The following is a 17,129-nucleotide window of genomic DNA, read 5'->3' on the forward strand; positions in this document are numbered from 1 at the left end:
CCCCGCCCTTATCCGTGGACCGGCGCGCCCCAGCCGCCCCAGACGTAAACGGAAACGAACAGGAACAGCCACACGACATCGACGAAATGCCAGTACCATGCCGCTGCCTCGAACCCGAAGTGCTGGCGCGGTGTGAAGTGCCCCTTGTACGCGCGCACCAGGCAGACCATCAGGAAGATGGTGCCGATGATGACGTGGAAGCCGTGGAAGCCGGTCGCCATGTAGAAGGCAGCGCCGTAGTTGATCCCCTTGAACGGGAACGGCGCATGCATGTATTCATACGCCTGCACCGCGCTGAAGATCATGCCCAGCACGATCGTCAGCCACAGGCCCTTCTTCACGCCGTCATTCTCGCCGACGCCCAGCAGGCCCCAGAAACCGCGCAGCTCGCCGCCGCGCTGGCCGTGGATCAGCGCATGGTGCGCCCAGGTCACGGTGGTGCCCGACAAGAGCAGGATGAAGGTGTTGAGCAGCGGCAGATCGAACGCCGGAATCACTTCCAGCCCGACCGGCGGCCATTGCGCCACGCCCTCTGTCAGCAGCTCGACGCTGCCCGCCTCGCCATGTGCGCCCGGCGTGTAGCCGACCATCGCGGGGAACAGCGAGAAATCGAAGAACGCCCAGAACCAGCCGACGAAGAACATCACCTCGGACGCGATGAACAGGATCATGCCGTAGCGCAGGTGGAGCTGGACAACCGGCGTATGATCGCCCTGGTGCGCTTCCTTCACCACATCGGCCCACCAGAAATACATGGTGGCGAGCACGCCGGCCATGCCTGCCGCGAACACCCACGGCCCGAATTCATGCCCCTTCATCCACATCAGAGCGCCGACCGCCAGCACAAACGCGGCGATCGAGCCCATCAGCGGCCATGGGCTGGGGGGCAGGATATGATAATCGTGGTTCTTCGCACCGGCCATGATGGCGTCCCTGTTAGGCGTGTTCGCGCCACGCTCTAGGGCGTGCCTCCGTCAAGGGCAAGACGCCCGCGACGCCGCGACTACCCGGCTTCCGGCGCGGCCTTGCCGTTGCCGGTGGGGTAGAAGGTGTAGCTGAGCGTGATGGTGTCGATATCGCGCGCGTTGGGATCGTCGAGCAGCTTGGGATCGACGTAGAAGATCACCGGCATGCGCACCGATTCGCCAGGCTGGAGCACCTGCTCGGTAAAGCAGAAGCACTCGATCTTGGTGAAATAGCGCCCGGCCTGCGCGGGCGAGACATTGTAGGTCGCGGTGCCGGTGACGGGCTTGTCCGACGTGTTGGTGGCGACAAAGAATTCCATGTCGCGCGCACCGACGTCTACGGTGGTGCGCTCCACCTCGGGACGGAATTTCCACGCCAGCTTGGGGCTGACGTTGCTGTCGAAGGCGACGGTGATGCGGTTGCCGGTGGCGCCCGGCGCCGCCTCGCCGCGCTGGGTGGTGCCGCCCAGGCCGGTCGCGGCGCAGAACAGGTCGTAGAGCGGCACGCTGGCGAAGCCGAGCCCGGTCATCGCCGCCACTCCGGCGACGGCGAACAGCGCGGTGCGGTGCATCGGGTTCATAGGTGCATCCCCGCATTGATCTTGGCGATGGTGATAAAATACATCAGCACAACGAAACCGCCGAGCAGCAGGGCGACCACGATCGCGCGGGAGCGCTGGCGACGGCGCAGTTCGGTTTCCTCGTCGGGGGTCATGCCATCCACCTGTCTGCGACCACGGCCGCGAAAATGAGCGCCAGATAGGCGAGGGAAAAACGGAACAACCGCTTTTCGGGGAGCATCGCGTCGCCCTCGCCCGCTGTTCGCAGCGCGACCTGCGCGGCCAGCGCGGCGAAGATCGCGGTCAGCACCACCGCCGATATGCCATAGACCGCGCCGGTCAGCCCGAGCGGCCACGGCGCCACCGCCGCGATCGCCATCGGGATGGTGTAGAGCCCGATCTGCGCGCGCGTGGTCCGCTCGCCGGCAACGACCGGCAGCATCGGAACGCCGGCATTGGCGTAATCGGTCTTCACGTACAGCGCGAGCGCCCAGAAATGCGGTGGCGTCCACAGGAATACGGTGGCGAACAACAGGGTCGGCAGCAATGCGACTTCGCCCGTCGCCGCCGCCCAGCCGATCAGCGGCGGAAAGGCACCCGCCGCGCCGCCGATGACGATGTTCTGCGGCGTGCGGCGCTTCAGCCACACGGTGTAGACCAGTACGTAGAACAGGATCGAGACGAGCAGGATGCCGGCCGCGGCATAGTTGACCGCCAGCCCCATCAGGATGACCGAAAAGGCCGACAGGCCGATGCCGAAATGCAGGGCCGACTGGCGATCCATCCGGCCCGCCGGCAGCGGGCGGCGCTGCGTCCGCTTCATCACCGCGTCGATATCGGCTTCATACCATTGGTTGAGCGCACCCGCCGCGCCTGCGCCGAGCGCGATGCACAGGATCGCGGTGAAACCAAGCACCGGCGAAATCGATACCGGCGCCGCGAGCATGCCGCACAGGCCAGTGAAGACCACCAGGGTCATGACGCGCGGCTTCGTCAGCGCGAGGAAATCGCGCCATTCGGCGGGTAGCAGGACCTGGGTTTGGGCGACGCTCATGGGACTGGTCGGGGCTATAGGGGCAAGAGCCGCGCAGGGAAAGGTGCGGCGGGCCGCGCCCACGTCCCGCCGGCTTGACGACTGGCTGCGTTCAGGCCGATGAAGGGTTATGACACCGCTGGACAAAAAGGGCGCGGCGACGCCCCTCCGCCTTTTGCTAGCGGTCGCCGCGCTGGTCGCAGCGGCCGGGACCGCCGCCGCGGGGGTGATCGGACGGATGACGCCCGCCGAGCCGGTGACCGAGGCGCGAATCGCCGCGTTGCCGGTCCGCGAGCGCGCGGCATGGACCACATATCTGGCGCGATCCCGCGCGGCGATGGCGGCGAACAAGGCCGCGCTGACCGCCGAGCGCCGCGCCGCGAGGGACTGGCCCGCCGCCGGCCCGCCACACGGATCGGCGGCGTCGATGCCGCTCGACCACGCGCCCGACTGGTACGCCGGCGATGCCGCGCGGCGCATTGCGGACAATATCGTGAGCTTCCAGACGCCAGCCGGCGGATGGGGCAAGAATCAGGACCGTAGCGGCCCGCCACGCCGTCCGGGCGAGAGCCTGGTGCCGATCGAGAGGCTGCCCGCCAACGCGCGCGAGGATAGCCGGGCGAACGACGCCGGCTGGCGCTACGTCGGCACGATCGACAATGGCGCGACACTGACCGAGCTGCGCTTTCTCGCGCGCGTCCAGCACGCGCTGCCCGGATCGGCGGGGGCCGGCTATCGCGCGGCGTTCGAGCGGGGCGTGGGTTACCTGCTCGCCGCCGAATTTCCCGGCGGCGGCTGGCCGCAGGTCTATCCGCTGCAGGGCGGCTATCACGACGCCATCACCTTCAACGACGGCGCGGTCGGCGACACCGCGCTGCTGCTGCTGGAGGTCGGACGGGGGCAGGGGGACTTCGCCTTCGTGCCCGCCGCGCTCGCGGCACAGGCAGCGCAGGCCGCCGCGCGCGCGACCGCGCTGATCGTCGCGACGCAGGTGCGGGTAGACGGCCGCCCGACGCTGTGGGGCCAGCAGCATGATGCACTGACCCGCGCGCCCGTCGGCGCCCGCAATTTCGAGCCGGCATCGCTCTCCACCGCCGAAAGCGTCGATCTGATCGACTATCTGATGGCCCAGCCCGAACGGACGCCGGCGATCACGGCGGCGGTGAATGATGGTGTGATCTGGCTGCGCGGCCACGCGCTGGCCGATGTCGCATGGGGCGCGGACGGCCATGGAGGCCGGCGCCTGATCGCCAGCCCCGGCGCGCCGCCGCTCTGGGCCAGGCTCTATGCGATCGATACCGGGCAGCCGGTGTTCGGCGACCGCGACCGCAGCATCCACGACGACGTCAACGAACTGAGCCTCGAACGTCGCAACGGCTACAGCTGGTTCACCACCACGCCGACGAAGCTGTTCGCGCGCCACGCCAGATGGTTCGCGGGCGGCGCGGCGCCCAAGGGAGACTGAAAGCGAGATGTTGTCACGACGCGACAGCCTGACCCTGGCGGCGCTGGGCGGCGCCGGACTGGGCGCCGGCCCATTACTTGCGGCGCAGGCCCCGGCGCCCGACTGGAAACGCGGGTTCAACAACCAGCGCGTGCCCGATCTGGGGGACGGGCGCTTCCTCAATCCGTTGATCTCGGGCGACCACCCCGATCCGACCATCCTGAAGGACGGTCGCGATTATTACATGACCTTCTCGACGTTCGATTCCTATCCGGGGCTGGTCATCTGGCATTCGCGCGACCTCATCAACTGGTTGCCGCGCAAGGCTGCGCTGACCAGAAACATCGGCGCGGTGTGGGCGCCGGAGCTGTGCAGGCACAAGGGCCGCTACTACCTCTACATCCCGACCAAGAACCCGACGACGAGCTGGGTGATCTGGGCCGACCATATCGACGGGCCGTGGAGTGATCCGGTCGATCTGAAGCTGCCCAGCCATATCGACCCTGGCCATGCGGTGGCCGAGGACGGCAGCCGCTGGCTGTTCCTGTCGGGCGGGGATCGCATCAGGCTGGCCGACGACGGGCTGTCGACCGTGGGCAAGGTCGAGCATGTCTATGATCCGTGGCGCTATCCCGCCGACTGGATCGTCGAGGGCTTTTCCCCGGAGGGGCCGAAGATCACCCGGCATGGCGGCTATTACTACATGATAACCGCGGTGGGCGGCACGGCGGGGCCGCCGACCGGGCATATGGTGATCGCCGCCCGATCGAAATCGCTTCACGGGCCGTGGGAGCAATGCCCGCACAACCCTCTGGTTCGTACCACCTCGCTCGACGAGAAATGGTGGTCGCGCGGCCATGCGACGCTGGTCGAGGGGCCGGACGGAAGCTGGTGGTCGGTCTATCACGGGTTCGAAAACGGATATTGGACGCTCGGCCGCCAGACTCTGCTCGATCCGATCGAATGGACGGCCGACGGCTGGTTCCGGATGACCGGCGGCGACCTGTCGCAGCCGATCGACAAACCCAAGGGGGCACCGGCCGGCCGCGCGCATGGCATGGCGCTGTCAGACGATTTCCGCGACTTCGCCTATGGCCGCAAATGGAACTTCTTCCGCCCCGGCCGGGACGAACGCGCCCGCGCGCGGACGCAAGGCGGAGCGCTGCTGCTCGACGCGAAGGGCAAGGCGCCCTCGGACGGGTCGCCGCTGCTGCTGATCGCAGGGGACACCGCCTATCGCTTCGAATGCGACGTCGAGATCGCGCCCGGCGGCACGGCGGGGCTGATCCTGTTCTATGACGACAGGCTCTACTGCGGGCTCGGCTTCGACGAGACGCGCTTCGTCACCCACCAGTACGGGATCGAGCGCGGGCGTCCGGCCAATCCGCACGGCCGCCGTATGTGCATCCGCGTCACCAACGACCGGCATATCGTCACCTACGACACCAGCGGCGACGGCGGACGAACGTGGCGGCGGTTCGATCGCGGGATGGAAGTGTCCGGATACCATCACAATGTGCGCGGCGGCTTCCTGATGCTGCGGCCCGGCCTCTATTCGGCGGGACAGGGCACGGCGCGCTTCCGCGACTTCCGGTTCGAAGCGCTGTGAGAAGCGCCCTCAGTCGCGGCCGAGGCGGATCGCCGCACCGGCCACCAGCGGCCCGCCGGCGACCAGCAGCAGGCTGACCGCGCCGAGCAGCTTGAGAGCGCCGGGTCCGCCTTCCAGCGCGCCCGCCCCGAAGATCACCAGCGGCACGGCGAAAGGCAGCATCACCAGCGCGGCGAGCGACGACGCCCCGCGCAGGCCGGCGACCAGCGCCGCCGTCGCTACCGCGAGCGCGGCGAGGCCCGGCGTACCGATCAGCAGACCGAGCTCGATCCGCCACAGCGTGTCGGCAGGGATCTGCAGCAGCGCGGCGGCGGGCACGCCCGCCAGCATCAGCGCCGGCGCGAAGCCGCACCAGTGGCCCACCAGCTTGGCGAGCGCGACCATCGGCATCGGCATCCCGCGCACCGCAAGCTGATCGAGCACGCCGCTTTCCGCATCGGGGCCGACCAGCCGTTCGACCGGCAACAGCGCGGCGAGCAAAGCCGCGGCCCACACGACGCCGCCGCCGACCCGGCCGAGCAGCGCCGCGTCCGGCCCGATCGCGAAGGCGAACACCACCGCGACGAGCAGGAAGAAGGCGACCGGCAGCAGCATCCCGCCGGTCGTCCAGCCGCGCCGCAGCTCGCGCCAGGCGATGGCGGCGAAGGCGTTCACAGCCGCACCTCGACCGCGTCGGGGACAACGATCGGCAGATGGGTGGCGACCAGCACGATGCCGCCGCCGGCACGATGCCGCGCGACCAGACCCTCAAGCATCGCGACCGATGCGGAGTCCAGCCCGTTGGCGGGTTCGTCGAGCAGCCATATGGCGGCACCACTGGCGATCACGCGGGCGAGCCCGGCACGCTTGCGCTGGCCGGTCGACAGCCAGCCGACCGGCACGCCGGCGAGCGCGGCCAATCCCACATCGGCGAGCGCGCAATCGGCCGCATCCGCCCGCCCGTCGATCGCCGCCCACCAGCGCAGCGCGTCGCCCAGCGTGCGCTCGCGATCGAGCGCCGGTGCCTCGGCGAGCAGCGCGAGATCACCGTCGCGCTCAATGCTACCGGCGCCGGGATCGAGCAACCCGGCGGCGATGCGGATCAGGCTCGACTTGCCGGCGCCGTTGGGGCCGGTGACCAAGGTCGCCATGCCCGCGCCGAGAGCGAGGTCCAGCCCCTCGAACAATGTCCGTCCGCCGCGCACGCAGGCGACGCCGTCCAGCGCCAGTCGGCTCAAGCCTGGTCTTCCAGCGCGTGCATGTCGTCGTCGCTCAGGCCGAAGTGATGCCCCACCTCGTGGATCACGATATGGTGGACCAGAGTCGCCAGATCGTCGCCGTTCGCCATCCATTCGTCGAGGATCGCGCGGCGATAGAGGTGGATGCGATCGGGCAGCGCGCCGCTTTCGAACGAAGATTTCTCGCCGATCGGACGGCCGTGGTAGATGCCGGTCAGGTCGTAGGGATCCTCGATCCCCAGCGAATCGAGCGTCTCGTCGTCGGCCCATTCCTCGACCAGCAGCACGACGCCGGCCAGATGCTCCGCGAACGGCGCCGGGATGCGCGCGAGCGATACGCGGGCCAGCGCCTCGATCTCTGCCGCGGTCGGCGCGGTCCTGTCTTGCCCGGTCATCGCGTCCGACATAGGCATGGGGGCACGAGGGGTGCAAGGAGCGCTGGGAATGATCGAGCAGTTGAGCGAAGCCGAACGCGCCGATGCGCTCGATGGGCTGGCCGAATGGGACTATGATGACGGCCGCGACGCGATCAGCCGCAGCTTCACCTTCGACAGTTTTTCGGAGGCGTTCGCGTTCATGACCCAGGTCGCGCTGATGGCGGAAAAGGCCGATCACCATCCCGAATGGTCGAACGTCTACAACCGCGTCGACATAGTGCTGACGACGCACGATGCCGGGGGGCTCTCGACGCGCGACGTCGATCTGGCGCAGCGGATCGACGCGCTGGTCGACTGAGCTATTTCCCCACCGTTCCGCCGCGCATGTTCTTCCGCATCCTGCCGGGCAGCCAGCGCGCGGCGAAGCGCATGCGGTCGGCGGTCTTGCCGATATAGGCGAACAGCGCGTCGCCGTGGACCGCGCGCCACGCGGCCTCCGCCACGTCGTCCGCGCTCGACAGCTCAAGGCCGGCGCCCGTCACGCGCTCGCGGATCGATTCGTTCGAGCCGTGGGCGGGATGGCGGAGCAGCGGCGTGTCGGTGAAGGCGGGGATGAGGCCGCGCACCCGGATGCCGTCGGCGTGCCACTCGCCGTCCAGCGCCTCGGTCAGCGCGCGAACGCCGAACTTGGTCGCCGAATAGACGGTGAGCCCGGCCGACCCGTAGATCGCCGATGCCGAGGCGGTGTTGAGCAGGCAGGATCCCGGCGTGCGCTGCAGATAGGCATGGCCGATCCGCGCGCCGTTGACCGCCCCGGTCAGGTTGATCGCAATGGTACGGTCGATCTCGTCGAACGGCGCGTCGGCCAGCGGCCCGCCCATCGGCACCCCGGCGTTGTTGGCGAGCACGTCGAGGCGTCCGGCCTTCGCCGTGAAATCATCGAGCGAGGCGGTCCACGCATCGCGATCGCGCACGTCCATCACATAGGTATCCGCGCCGTCGGGCAGCGCCGCTGCGGTGGAGTCCAGCCCGTTGGAATCGACGTCGGCGAGCCCGATGCGCCAGCCCTCGCGCGCGAAGCGCCGCGCGATCGCCTGGCCGATGCCGGATGCGCCACCGGTGATGAAGATCGCCTTCAACTCTCTCCTCCTTCAGCCGAGCGGCTCGACATCGACCGACACATGCATGTCCTGCGCGCCCGATCCCAGCACGACGCCGTCGATCGGCGCGATATCGGCATAGTCGCGGCCGATCGCGATGACGACATGATCCTCGGCCATCCAGATGCCGTTGGTCGGATCGACGCCAACCCAGCCAAGGCTCGCGCCGCACCACAGCAGCACCCAGGCGTGGGTGGCGTCGGCGCCGACCAGCCTTTCCTGTCCCGGCGGCGGCAAGGTGCGCAGATAGCCGGAGGCATAGGCGGCCGGCAGCCCGGCGGCGCGCAGCCCTGTAATCATGATCTGGGCGAAATCCTGGCACACGCCGCCGCGCCGGTCGAACGCCTCGCGCGGGGGCGTATCGACCAGGGTGGCGGTGGGATCGAAGGAAAATTCATGCTGGATGCGCTGCGCCAGCGCGATCGCCGCTTCCAGGCAGCCGCGCGCCGGATCGAGTTCGGCCGCGCACCATTCGCCGATCGCCGGGTCCAGCGGGATGCGCGGCGAGGGAAACAGATAGGCCGCCGGGCTTGCCGCCCCGGCATCGCGGCTCTCGCGCGCGGCGAGAGCGATTTCGGCGAGGCTCGGATCTGACGACGCGGGCACCGGGATCAGGCGATCGACGCTCACCGTCGCGCGGCTGGTGATGGTCAGCGCCTTCGACGGACGATCGACCACCAGCCGCGTCACGTTGGCGAGGCCCGCTTCCGCCCGCGCGGGAGAGGTGCGGCCGCCCGGCTCGATGCTGAGGTCGTAATCCTCCAGCACCTGTCCCGACCACAGGATCGGCTTCAGACGCAGATTGCACCGCGCGAAGCCGACCGGCTGCGCATAGTCAAAGCGCGTCACATGGCGGATGGCGTAGCGCATCATGCGAGCGTCAGCCCCGGCGCGCGCAAGGCTTCCGCCCCCTGCAGGAAATAGCGCCGCGCGACCGCGTTCGACAATATGGCGAGCCGGGCCTGGATATCGCCGAGCATCGCATCGTCCACCTCGACCGCGCGCGCCGTCGCTACCCGCGCGACGAGTTCGGTCGCCAGCGCCTGCTGCGGCTCGGCCAGGCCGTCGTCGCCCAATACCGGCAACTTCGCCAGATGCGCCGCGATCGTATCGGCCTGATAGGCAAGGCCACGCGGGTTGCCCGGATCGAGCGTCACCAGGTCGAGGATCGGCACCCGCGCGATGCCGGTCAGGTAGCGCTGGCGATAGCTGATCTGGCTGTTGGCGAGATCGAGCAGGGTCGACAGGTCGTCGGCGGTCGCCGCCTCGCCGCCCAGCGCGCGGGTGGCGGCGACGATCGTCCAGGCGCGCTCGATGCGGCGGCCGAGATCGTGGAAGCGCCAGCCGTCTGTGCGGCCCATGTGTTCGGCGGAAAGGCCGGCGAGCGCGGCATAGCGGCGCTGGAGCGAGCCGGCACGGTCGAGCGTGCCGCCCTTCGTCGGATAGGGCGCCTCAAGCAGGCGGATCATGTCGGCCGACAGCCGGTCGCGCGAACCCTCGCCGATCGCGCGCGCCTGGCGGTTGGTCATGCGGACGGAGAAGCCAGCCTCCGCCTCCAGCGCGGCGCGGGCAAACTGCGACAGTTCGGACCGGCCGATCGAGGCCGGGGCAGGCGCCGCGCCGGCCGCGACGATCAGACCGACCAGCCGCCACACCGTTTCCGGCGGCAAGGCGGCGCCGGTATCCGCGCCGATCGAATGGCCGAGCAGCACGCGGATCGCGCCGAGCAGCGCCTCGCCGCGCTCCAGATAGCGGCCGAGCCAGAACAGATTGTCGGCGACGCGGCTGGGCAGCGTGCCGGGGTTGCGCCGCAGGTGGACCGTGTCGGCGGGGGGCAGCAGCGAGACGCCCGCGATCGGATCGGGGCCGTGGATGCACACGTCGGCCGACCAGATACCCTCGCCCATCACCGCGGCGCGTTCGTCGGGATGTTCGCCGATCCGCGCGAAGCCGCCGGGCAGCACCGTCCAGCGCCCCTCCGGATCGCGCGCGGCGAATACGCGCAGGGTGAAGGGGCGCGGGCTCAGCCGGTCGTCGGCGACGACGGGCATGGTCGACAGGCGCACCACTTCCTGCCCGACATAATCCTGGGGCCGGCGCGCCATGTCGGCGACGAGTGCGGCACGCTGTACCTCGTCCAGGCTGCTGCCCAGCACCGCGCGCCCTTGCGGCAGGCCGAGCGGCGCGACGTCGAAGGCGGGTGCGATCACCATGCGATCGATATTGTCGCGTACCTCATCGCATTCCGCCGCGCCGCCGCACCACCAGGTCGCGACATTGGGCAGGATCAACCCGGCGCCGGTCAGGCGGGTCGCGAGGCGCGGCAGGAAGGCGCTGAACGCCGCGCTCTCGATCACGCCCGCACCCGGTGCCGACGACAGCACGACATTGCCCGTCGCCATCGCATCGACGAGCCCGGCAACGCCGATCCGCGAGGTCGAATCGAACGCCAGCGGGTCAAGCAGCCGCGGATCGAGCCGGTGCCACAGCGCGTCGATGCGCTTGAAGCCGGCGATCGTGCGGACGTACAGCCGGTCGTCGCGTACCGCGAGATCGGCGCCCTCGACCAGCAGGAAGCCGAGATAGCGTGCGAGATGCGCCTGTTCGGCATAGCTGGGATTGAACCGCCCCGGCGTCATCAGCCCGATGCGCGGTTCGGCGCGGGCACAGACGGCCGCGAGGCCGTCGCGGAAAGCGGCGAAGAACGGCGCGTGGCGCTCGATGTTGAGCCGGCTGTGCAGCCCGCCCAGCGTGCGCGCGACCGACAGCCGGTTTTCCAGCGCATAGCCGACCCCCGCCGGCGCGCGGACGCTGTCACCCAGCACGCGCCATTCGCCGTCCGGGCCACGGCACAGGTCGGCGGCGTAGAAATGGAGATGGTGCCCGCCGGGCGGCGCCAGCCCTTCCATCGGACGCAGGAAATGCGGGCTGCCCGTCACCAGCGCGGCGGGGACATGGCCCTGCGCGACCAGACGCCGGGGGCCATAGATGTCGGCGATCACCGTCTCGATCAGCTCGGCGCGCTGGGCGACGCCCGCGGTGATCCGCGACCATTCGCCGCGATCGATCAGCAGCGGGACCGGGGACAGCGGCCAGCGGCGCTCGGCCGGTTCGCCGGCGACGCGGAAGCCCGTGCCGATATCGCCGGCGTGGCGCTGCACGCGATCACGCGTCTCGTCGAGCGCCTCGCCGCCGGCAGCGGCCAGTTCCTCCAGGGTGGCGCGCCAGGCGTCGCGATCGGGCCCGCGCGCGGTGCACAGCACGTCGCCGCGCGGCCGGTCGCCGCAATAATCCGCCAGCCAGCGCTCGGCGATCGTGCCGGCGTCGAACAGGCTCGCCGTGATCGCTTCGCTCGCCAAACCCCGCCCCCGATACGCCGGGCGACTCCCACCACAAAGCGTGGTGGGGCGCAACAGGCGATAGGCCGTCAGAGGTCGGGAGGCACCGGGGCCGATACACGTCGTGTGCCGTCGCGCGGGCGAAGGTCACAGGCTGGCGGGGCAAGCCTTCAGGCGGGACTCGCAGCGCCGTCGCGCCAGACGTGCGTACACAGTTGCGCGGCGGGCGTATCCTCGTCCTCCAGCGCCGTCACCGTAACCCAGCCTTCGCCCCGCAGGCGCGCGCCGACATCCGCGGGCGTACCCATGGGCAGGAACAGGCGGCGGCGCTCCGGGCGCACGGCGGTCGCATCGACCAGCGCGTCGGGATAGAGCGACACCCCGACCGCGGCCTCCTCGCTGCCGTCGGCGCCCAGCACGACATAGCTGCCGCCGCGCCCGATCTCGCCGGACAGCCCGGCCGCGAACAGCGAGAAACCGAACCAGCTTTGATATTCGAACCCATGGCGCTCGGTCGGATCGAGCGTCAGCGTCACGCCGCCGGGCAGTGCCCCGGCGATGGCGACCAGCCCGTCGATCCGGCTCGCGAGCGCGCCGCCGGTGTCGTGCGCGCGCAGCCGCGCGATCGCGCGGTCGAACGGCCCGGCCGCCTCGATCAGCGGCAGGTAGGCCGGATCGATCGCCGCGACGCGGCCGGCGTCCTTGGCGTCGAGCGCGTCGCGCAGTTCGGTCAGCCGTGCATCGGGCCAGCTCTCCGCCAGCGTCGGCACCAGATCGGGCAGGGTGAAATCGACCGACACGCCGGCAACGCCCGCTGCCGCCAGCGCCTCCACGGCCACCGCCACCACCTCACGCGCGGCGGCGACCGAATCGCGCCCGATCAGCTCGAAGCCGATCTGGCGCATCGCCCGCGCCGGACGCAGCTCGCTGCCGCGCAGCTTCAGCACCGGCCCGGCGTAGGACAGGCGCAACGGGCGCGGGTGGTGCCCCATGCGCGTCGCCGCGATCCGCCCGATCTGCGCGGTGATGTCGGGCCGGATCGCCAGATTGCGCTGCGACAACGGATCGACGAAGCGTACCGCGCCGCGTGCGCCGCCCTCTTTCAGCCGCCGGGCGAGTTCGTCCTCATATTCGGCGAGCGGCGGATCGACCTGCTCATAGCCATAGCCGTGCGCGGTATCGAGCATGCGCCGCTCGACCCGCGCCGCGACGTCGGCGAACGGCGGCAGGCGATCGTCGAATCCTTCGGGGAGAAGACCGGTCATAGGTTCAGAACCCCTACGGGCCGAGCCTGTCGAAGCCCTGCCCTTCCTTTCAACCGTCGGCTAGAAGAAGGGCGGCCCTTCGACAAGCGTGGGCCGAACGGCTGGAGAAGAATGGGCGAAAGTACCACTTCCGCCCAGACCGTCAGAACGCCAGCGCCATCGCGGTCTTTACGCCGGGCAGCGCCTTGACCTTGGCCAGCAGCTCGGGCGTCACCGCCTCGTCGATGCTCAGCAGCAGCACCGCCTCTCCGCCCGCCTCGCGGCGGCCGAGGTGGAAAGTGCCGATGTTGACGCCGCTTTCGCCAAGAAGCGTCCCCAGCCGGCCGATGAAGCCCGGCGCGTCCTCGTTGACGACATAGAGCATATGGCCTTCGAGATCGGCCTCGACCTTGATCCCGAACAGCTCGACCAGCCGGGGAAGGGTGTTGCCGAACAGCGTGCCGGCGACCGAACGCTCGCCAGCGTCGGTCTTCACCGACACGCGCACCAGCGTGTGATAGTCGCCCTCGCGCTCGGTCCTCACCTCGCGCACCTCGATGCCGCGTTCCTTCGCCAGGAACGGTGCGTTGACCATGTTCACCGTCGCCGTCTGGGTGCGCAGGAAGCCCGCCAGCACCGCCGAGACGATAGGCTTCTGGTTGAGCTCGCTCGCGGCACCCTCGGTATGGATCGAGACGCGCGGGATCGCGCCGTGCGAGAGCTGGCCGATCAGGCTGCCCAGTTCCTCGGCCAGCGCCATATAGGGCTTGAGCCGCGGCGCTTCCTCCGCCGACAGGCTGGGGACGTTCAGCGCATTGGTGACGCCGCCCGACAACAGATAGTCCGCCATCTGTTCGGCGACCTGGATCGCGACGTTGACCTGGGCTTCGGACGTCGATGCGCCCAGGTGCGGGGTGGCGACGAAATTCTCGGTGCCGAACAGCGCATGTTCCTTGGCCGGCTCGGTCACGAACACGTCGAGCGCGGCACCGGCGATATGGCCCGAATCGAGCCCCGCCTTCAGCGCCGCCTCGTCGATCAGCCCGCCGCGCGCGCAGTTGATGATGCGCACGCCCTTCTTCGCCTTCGCGAGGTTTTCCGCCGACAGGATGTTTCGCGTCTGATCGGTCAACGGCGTGTGCAGGGTGATGAAGTCAGCCCGCGCGAGCAACTGGTCGAGCTCGACCTTCTCGACGCCGAGTTCGACCGCGCGTTCGGGCGACAGGAAGGGGTCGAAGGCGATCACCTTCATGCGCAGGCCCAGCGCGCGATCGGCGACGATCGACCCGATATTGCCGGCGCCGATCAGCCCGAGCGTCTTGCCGGTCACCTCGACGCCCATGAAGCCGTTCTTCGGCCACGTCCCCGACTGGGTCTGCGCATTCGCCTCCGGCAGCTGGCGGGCGAGCGCGAACATCAGCGCGATGGCGTGTTCGGCGGTGGTGATCGAGTTGCCGAACGGGGTGTTCATCACCACGACGCCCTTGGCGCTGGCGGCGGGGATATCGACGTTATCGACACCGATGCCGGCACGGCCGACCACCTTCAGGTTGGTCGCCGCGTCGAGGATCGCCTTCGTCACCTTAGTCGACGAGCGGATGGCGAGGCCGTCATAGTCGCCGATGATCGCGATCAGTTCCTCCGGCGTCTTGCCGGTGATCTCGTCGACCTCCACTCCGCGCTCGCGGAAGATCTGCGCGGCCTTGGGATCCATTTTATCGGAAATGAGGACTTTGGGCATTTTCATTCACCTCGTCACCCCAGCGAACGCTGGGGTCTCGTGCGTCGAAGCGCACGGATTGTAGAGAAAGGCTCCAGCGTTCGCTGGAGCGACGTATTTGAATTACGCAGCCTTCGCGGTCTCGTAGGCCCAGTCGAGCCACGCCCCGAGCGCCTCGATATCGGCGGTATCGACGGTCGCGCCGCACCAGATGCGCAGGCCCGGAGGGGCGTCGCGATATCCGGCGACGTCATAGGCCGCGCCGGCCTTTTCCAGCGCGCCGGCCATCGCCTTGATGAACGCCTCATCGGCGCCCGCGACCGTCAGGCACACGCTGGTCTTCGATCGCGTCGCCTCGTCCTGCGCAAGATGGCCCAGCCAGTCGCGTTCGGCGACGATGCGGTCGAGCGCGGCGGCATTGGCGTCGGACCGGGCGACCAGCCCGCCCGCGCCCAGCGACTTCGCCCATTCCAGGCTGAAGATCGCATCCTCAACCGCCAGCATCGACGGCGTGTTGATCGTCTCGCCCTTGAACACGCCCTCGGTGAGCTTGCCCTTGGAAACGAGGCGGAACAGCTTGGGCAGCGGCCACGCCGGAGTGTAGCTTTCCAGCCGTTCGACCGCGCGGGGGCCGAGGATCAGCACGCCGTGACCGCCTTCACCACCCAGCACCTTCTGCCAGCTGAAGGTGGCGACATCGATCCTGTCCCACGGCAGATCATAGGCGAACACCGCGCTGGTCGCGTCGGCGAAGGAGAGGCCCTCGCGGTCCGCGGCGATCCATTCGCCATCGGGTACGCGCACGCCGCTGGTGGTGCCGTTCCAGGTGAACAGCACGTCGTTCGACCAGTCGACCGCGCCCAGGTCGGGCAGCTGGCCGTAATCGGCGCGGAGCACGGTGGGATCGAGCTTCAGCTGCTTGGCGGCATCGGTGACCCAACCTTCACCGAAGCTCTCCCACGCCAGCGTCGTGACCGGCCGCGCGCCGAGCATCGTCCACATCGCCATCTCGAACGCGCCGGTATCGCTGCCGGGGACGATGCCGATGCGGTGGGTGTCGGGCAGCTTGAGCAGCTCGCGCATCAGGTCGATGCAATAGGCGAGGCGCGCCTTGCCGATCTTCGACCGGTGCGAACGGCCAAGGCTGTCGGTGGCGAGTTTTGCGGGGGTCCAGCCCGGCGGCTTGGCGCAGGGACCGGAAGAAAAGAACGGACGCGCCGGCTTGATTGCCGGGGCGGCGGGTAGATCAGTCATGTCAGACTCTCCTCACAGAGAGCACGCGCGGCGTTGGGACCGCGTGGCCCGGCGCCGCCCCTAACGATCCTCCGGCCCGCGTCAACCGCGATTGTACCAAACCGCGATTGTAAGTTGCGCGAAAAGCGCCCGTGGCGACAATTCCGCGCACCTCATCGAGGGAGAAGGGTCGTGAAGAAATTTTCCATCATCGCCGCGCTTGCGGCGCTCGCCTTGCCGTCCGCGGCATCCACGCAAACCGCGTTTCCGCTCAAGATGACCGGCCAGCATGGCTCGCTCGTCAAGGGCAAGACCAGGGTCGCGATCGCATCCTACGGGATCAACTTCATCGTCGCGCAGAAGGGCACCGCCGTTGCCGGCGTCGGGCTGAACAGCCGCGTCGTCACCGGCCTGTCGGGGGTTGACGAGGCGACGATGCGGCGGCTGGCCAACGAAGGCTATGCCGACCTGAAGGCACAACTGGCCGCCGCCGGCCTGACCCTGGTCAGCGAGGCGGAGACGCGCGGCGCGATCCAGCAGGCGGGCACGGTGCTGCTGCCCGGCAATACCGAAAGCAACCGTGACGGCGGGATCACCATCGGCAAGGGTGTGAAAAAGGCCAGTGTCGCGTACGGCGCGGACGGCGCGCCGTTGACCGACATTTACCCGGCCAGCGGCAAGGCCGGCGGATTCGGGATGCTGGCGGCGATCGGCAAGGTCAACAAGCTCGCCGCGCCGGGCAAGGCGCTCGACACCATCCTGCTGTTCCCACTGCTGACGGTGGACTATGCCGATACCGAGGCGAAGCAGACCCGCACGCTCACCGGCGCCCGGCGCGGCATCGTCGAGACCAACGTCGCGTTCGGCATCCGCATGCAATCGCCCGTCAACGTGGTGAATCCGGGGTATATGGCCGGCGCCTTCTATCCGTCGAAGGACGTCTGGGTGGATACGCCGTTCAGCAAGGGCGCGACTGAAATGACCGCGATGGCCAACGACAGCGCCTATATGATGAACGTCCTGAAAGAGCAGAAGGCGGGCAATGTCGCCGTCGATCTGCCGGCGTGGACCGCGCTGGTGAAGGATGCCTATCGCGCCTACAATGCGTCGATCGTGGCGATCCTGAAGGACCTGAAGGCGAAAGGCTGATCCGGTTCCTCCCGGCCCTCCGACGAAAGCAGCCGCCGGACCCTTGGGGAGTCCGGCGGTCGCTCCCCGGGAGGAACGGG

At 69.1% G+C, this 17,129-nt stretch carries 17 protein-coding genes; 4 read left to right on the plus strand and 13 right to left on the minus strand.

Annotated elements, in window-relative coordinates; translation table 11 throughout:
• Positions 1–8 precede the first annotated feature (8 nt).
• The 4 genes from VYI76_RS13760 to VYI76_RS13775 form a co-directional block, all read right to left on the minus strand.
• Positions 9–923, minus strand: a complete 915-nt coding sequence (locus VYI76_RS13760) for a cytochrome c oxidase subunit 3 (RefSeq protein WP_326525366.1) — start codon at positions 921–923, stop codon at positions 9–11.
• Between the two features lie 80 nt (positions 924–1,003).
• Positions 1,004–1,546, minus strand: coding sequence for a cytochrome c oxidase assembly protein (locus VYI76_RS13765; RefSeq protein ID WP_326525367.1), 543 nt, complete (start codon positions 1,544–1,546; stop codon positions 1,004–1,006).
• A complete protein-coding gene (locus VYI76_RS13770; protein WP_326525368.1) occupies positions 1,543–1,680 on the minus strand; it encodes a hypothetical protein in 138 nt (45 codons plus the stop codon). Before VYI76_RS13770 ends, VYI76_RS13765 begins: the two co-directional genes overlap by 4 nt.
• Positions 1,677–2,579 (minus strand): heme o synthase, encoded by a 903-nt coding sequence (locus VYI76_RS13775; RefSeq protein WP_326525369.1) that lies wholly within the window; start codon positions 2,577–2,579, stop codon positions 1,677–1,679. The genes VYI76_RS13770 and VYI76_RS13775 overlap by 4 nt, the downstream gene beginning before the upstream one ends.
• Positions 2,580–2,688: 109 nt before the next feature.
• On the opposite strand from VYI76_RS13775, the gene pelA reads away from it, so the two are divergent.
• Together pelA and VYI76_RS13785 are read left to right on the plus strand one after the other, a co-directional pair.
• Entirely contained in the window at positions 2,689–4,023 is a 1,335-nt protein-coding gene (gene pelA, locus VYI76_RS13780; RefSeq protein WP_326525370.1) for a pectate lyase, read from the plus strand.
• A gap of 7 nt (positions 4,024–4,030) precedes the next feature.
• Positions 4,031–5,611, plus strand: coding sequence for a family 43 glycosylhydrolase (locus tag VYI76_RS13785; protein ID WP_326525371.1), 1,581 nt, complete (start codon positions 4,031–4,033; stop codon positions 5,609–5,611).
• Positions 5,612–5,620: 9 nt separating this feature from the next.
• Here VYI76_RS13785 and VYI76_RS13790 read toward each other — a convergent pair whose 3' ends face one another.
• The 3 genes from VYI76_RS13790 to VYI76_RS13800 are packed head-to-tail and all read right to left on the minus strand — an operon-like array spanning position 5,621 to position 7,223.
• Positions 5,621–6,265, minus strand: coding sequence for a heme exporter protein CcmB (locus VYI76_RS13790; RefSeq protein ID WP_326525372.1), 645 nt, complete (start codon positions 6,263–6,265; stop codon positions 5,621–5,623).
• On the minus strand, positions 6,262–6,828 hold the full coding sequence (ccmA, locus tag VYI76_RS13795; protein ID WP_326525373.1) for a heme ABC exporter ATP-binding protein CcmA: 567 nt from the start codon (positions 6,826–6,828) through the stop codon (positions 6,262–6,264). Before ccmA ends, VYI76_RS13790 begins: the two co-directional genes overlap by 4 nt.
• Positions 6,825–7,223, minus strand: coding sequence for a metallopeptidase family protein (locus tag VYI76_RS13800; protein WP_326525374.1), 399 nt, complete (start codon positions 7,221–7,223; stop codon positions 6,825–6,827). The genes ccmA and VYI76_RS13800 overlap by 4 nt, the downstream gene beginning before the upstream one ends.
• Positions 7,224–7,272: 49 nt before the next feature.
• On the opposite strand from VYI76_RS13800, the gene VYI76_RS13805 reads away from it, so the two are divergent.
• Positions 7,273–7,563: a 4a-hydroxytetrahydrobiopterin dehydratase gene (locus tag VYI76_RS13805; protein ID WP_326525375.1), complete on the plus strand. Its 291-nt coding sequence runs from the start codon at positions 7,273–7,275 to the stop codon at positions 7,561–7,563.
• Position 7,564: 1 nt separating this feature from the next.
• On the opposite strand, the gene VYI76_RS13810 is transcribed toward VYI76_RS13805, so the two are convergent.
• The 6 genes from VYI76_RS13810 to VYI76_RS13835 form a co-directional block, all read right to left on the minus strand.
• Positions 7,565–8,344 (minus strand): SDR family oxidoreductase, encoded by a 780-nt coding sequence (locus tag VYI76_RS13810; RefSeq protein WP_326525376.1) that lies wholly within the window; start codon positions 8,342–8,344, stop codon positions 7,565–7,567.
• 12 nt (positions 8,345–8,356) lie between these two features.
• Positions 8,357–9,235 (minus strand): transglutaminase family protein, encoded by an 879-nt coding sequence (locus VYI76_RS13815; protein WP_326525726.1) that lies wholly within the window; start codon positions 9,233–9,235, stop codon positions 8,357–8,359.
• On the minus strand, positions 9,235–11,724 hold the full coding sequence (locus VYI76_RS13820; protein WP_326525377.1) for a circularly permuted type 2 ATP-grasp protein: 2,490 nt from the start codon (positions 11,722–11,724) through the stop codon (positions 9,235–9,237). Before VYI76_RS13820 ends, VYI76_RS13815 begins: the two co-directional genes overlap by 1 nt.
• A gap of 149 nt (positions 11,725–11,873) precedes the next feature.
• Positions 11,874–12,968: an ATP phosphoribosyltransferase regulatory subunit gene (locus VYI76_RS13825; protein WP_326525378.1), complete on the minus strand. Its 1,095-nt coding sequence runs from the start codon at positions 12,966–12,968 to the stop codon at positions 11,874–11,876.
• 142 nt (positions 12,969–13,110) lie between these two features.
• On the minus strand, positions 13,111–14,688 hold the full coding sequence (gene serA / locus VYI76_RS13830) for a phosphoglycerate dehydrogenase (protein WP_326525379.1): 1,578 nt from the start codon (positions 14,686–14,688) through the stop codon (positions 13,111–13,113).
• Between the two features lie 102 nt (positions 14,689–14,790).
• Entirely contained in the window at positions 14,791–15,921 is a 1,131-nt protein-coding gene (locus VYI76_RS13835) for a phosphoserine transaminase (protein WP_326525380.1), read from the minus strand.
• Positions 15,922–16,092: 171 nt separating this feature from the next.
• Here VYI76_RS13835 and VYI76_RS13840 point away from each other — a divergent pair, with 171 nt between their 5' ends.
• Positions 16,093–17,049 carry a hypothetical protein gene (locus VYI76_RS13840; protein WP_326525381.1) on the plus strand — a complete coding sequence of 319 codons (957 nt, stop codon included), beginning with the start codon at positions 16,093–16,095 and terminating at the stop codon, positions 17,047–17,049.
• Positions 17,050–17,129: the final 80 nt, after the last annotated feature.

The sequence above is a fragment of the Sphingomonas sp. genome, assembly GCF_035910975.1.
Lineage (GTDB): Bacteria > Pseudomonadota > Alphaproteobacteria > Sphingomonadales > Sphingomonadaceae > Sphingomonas.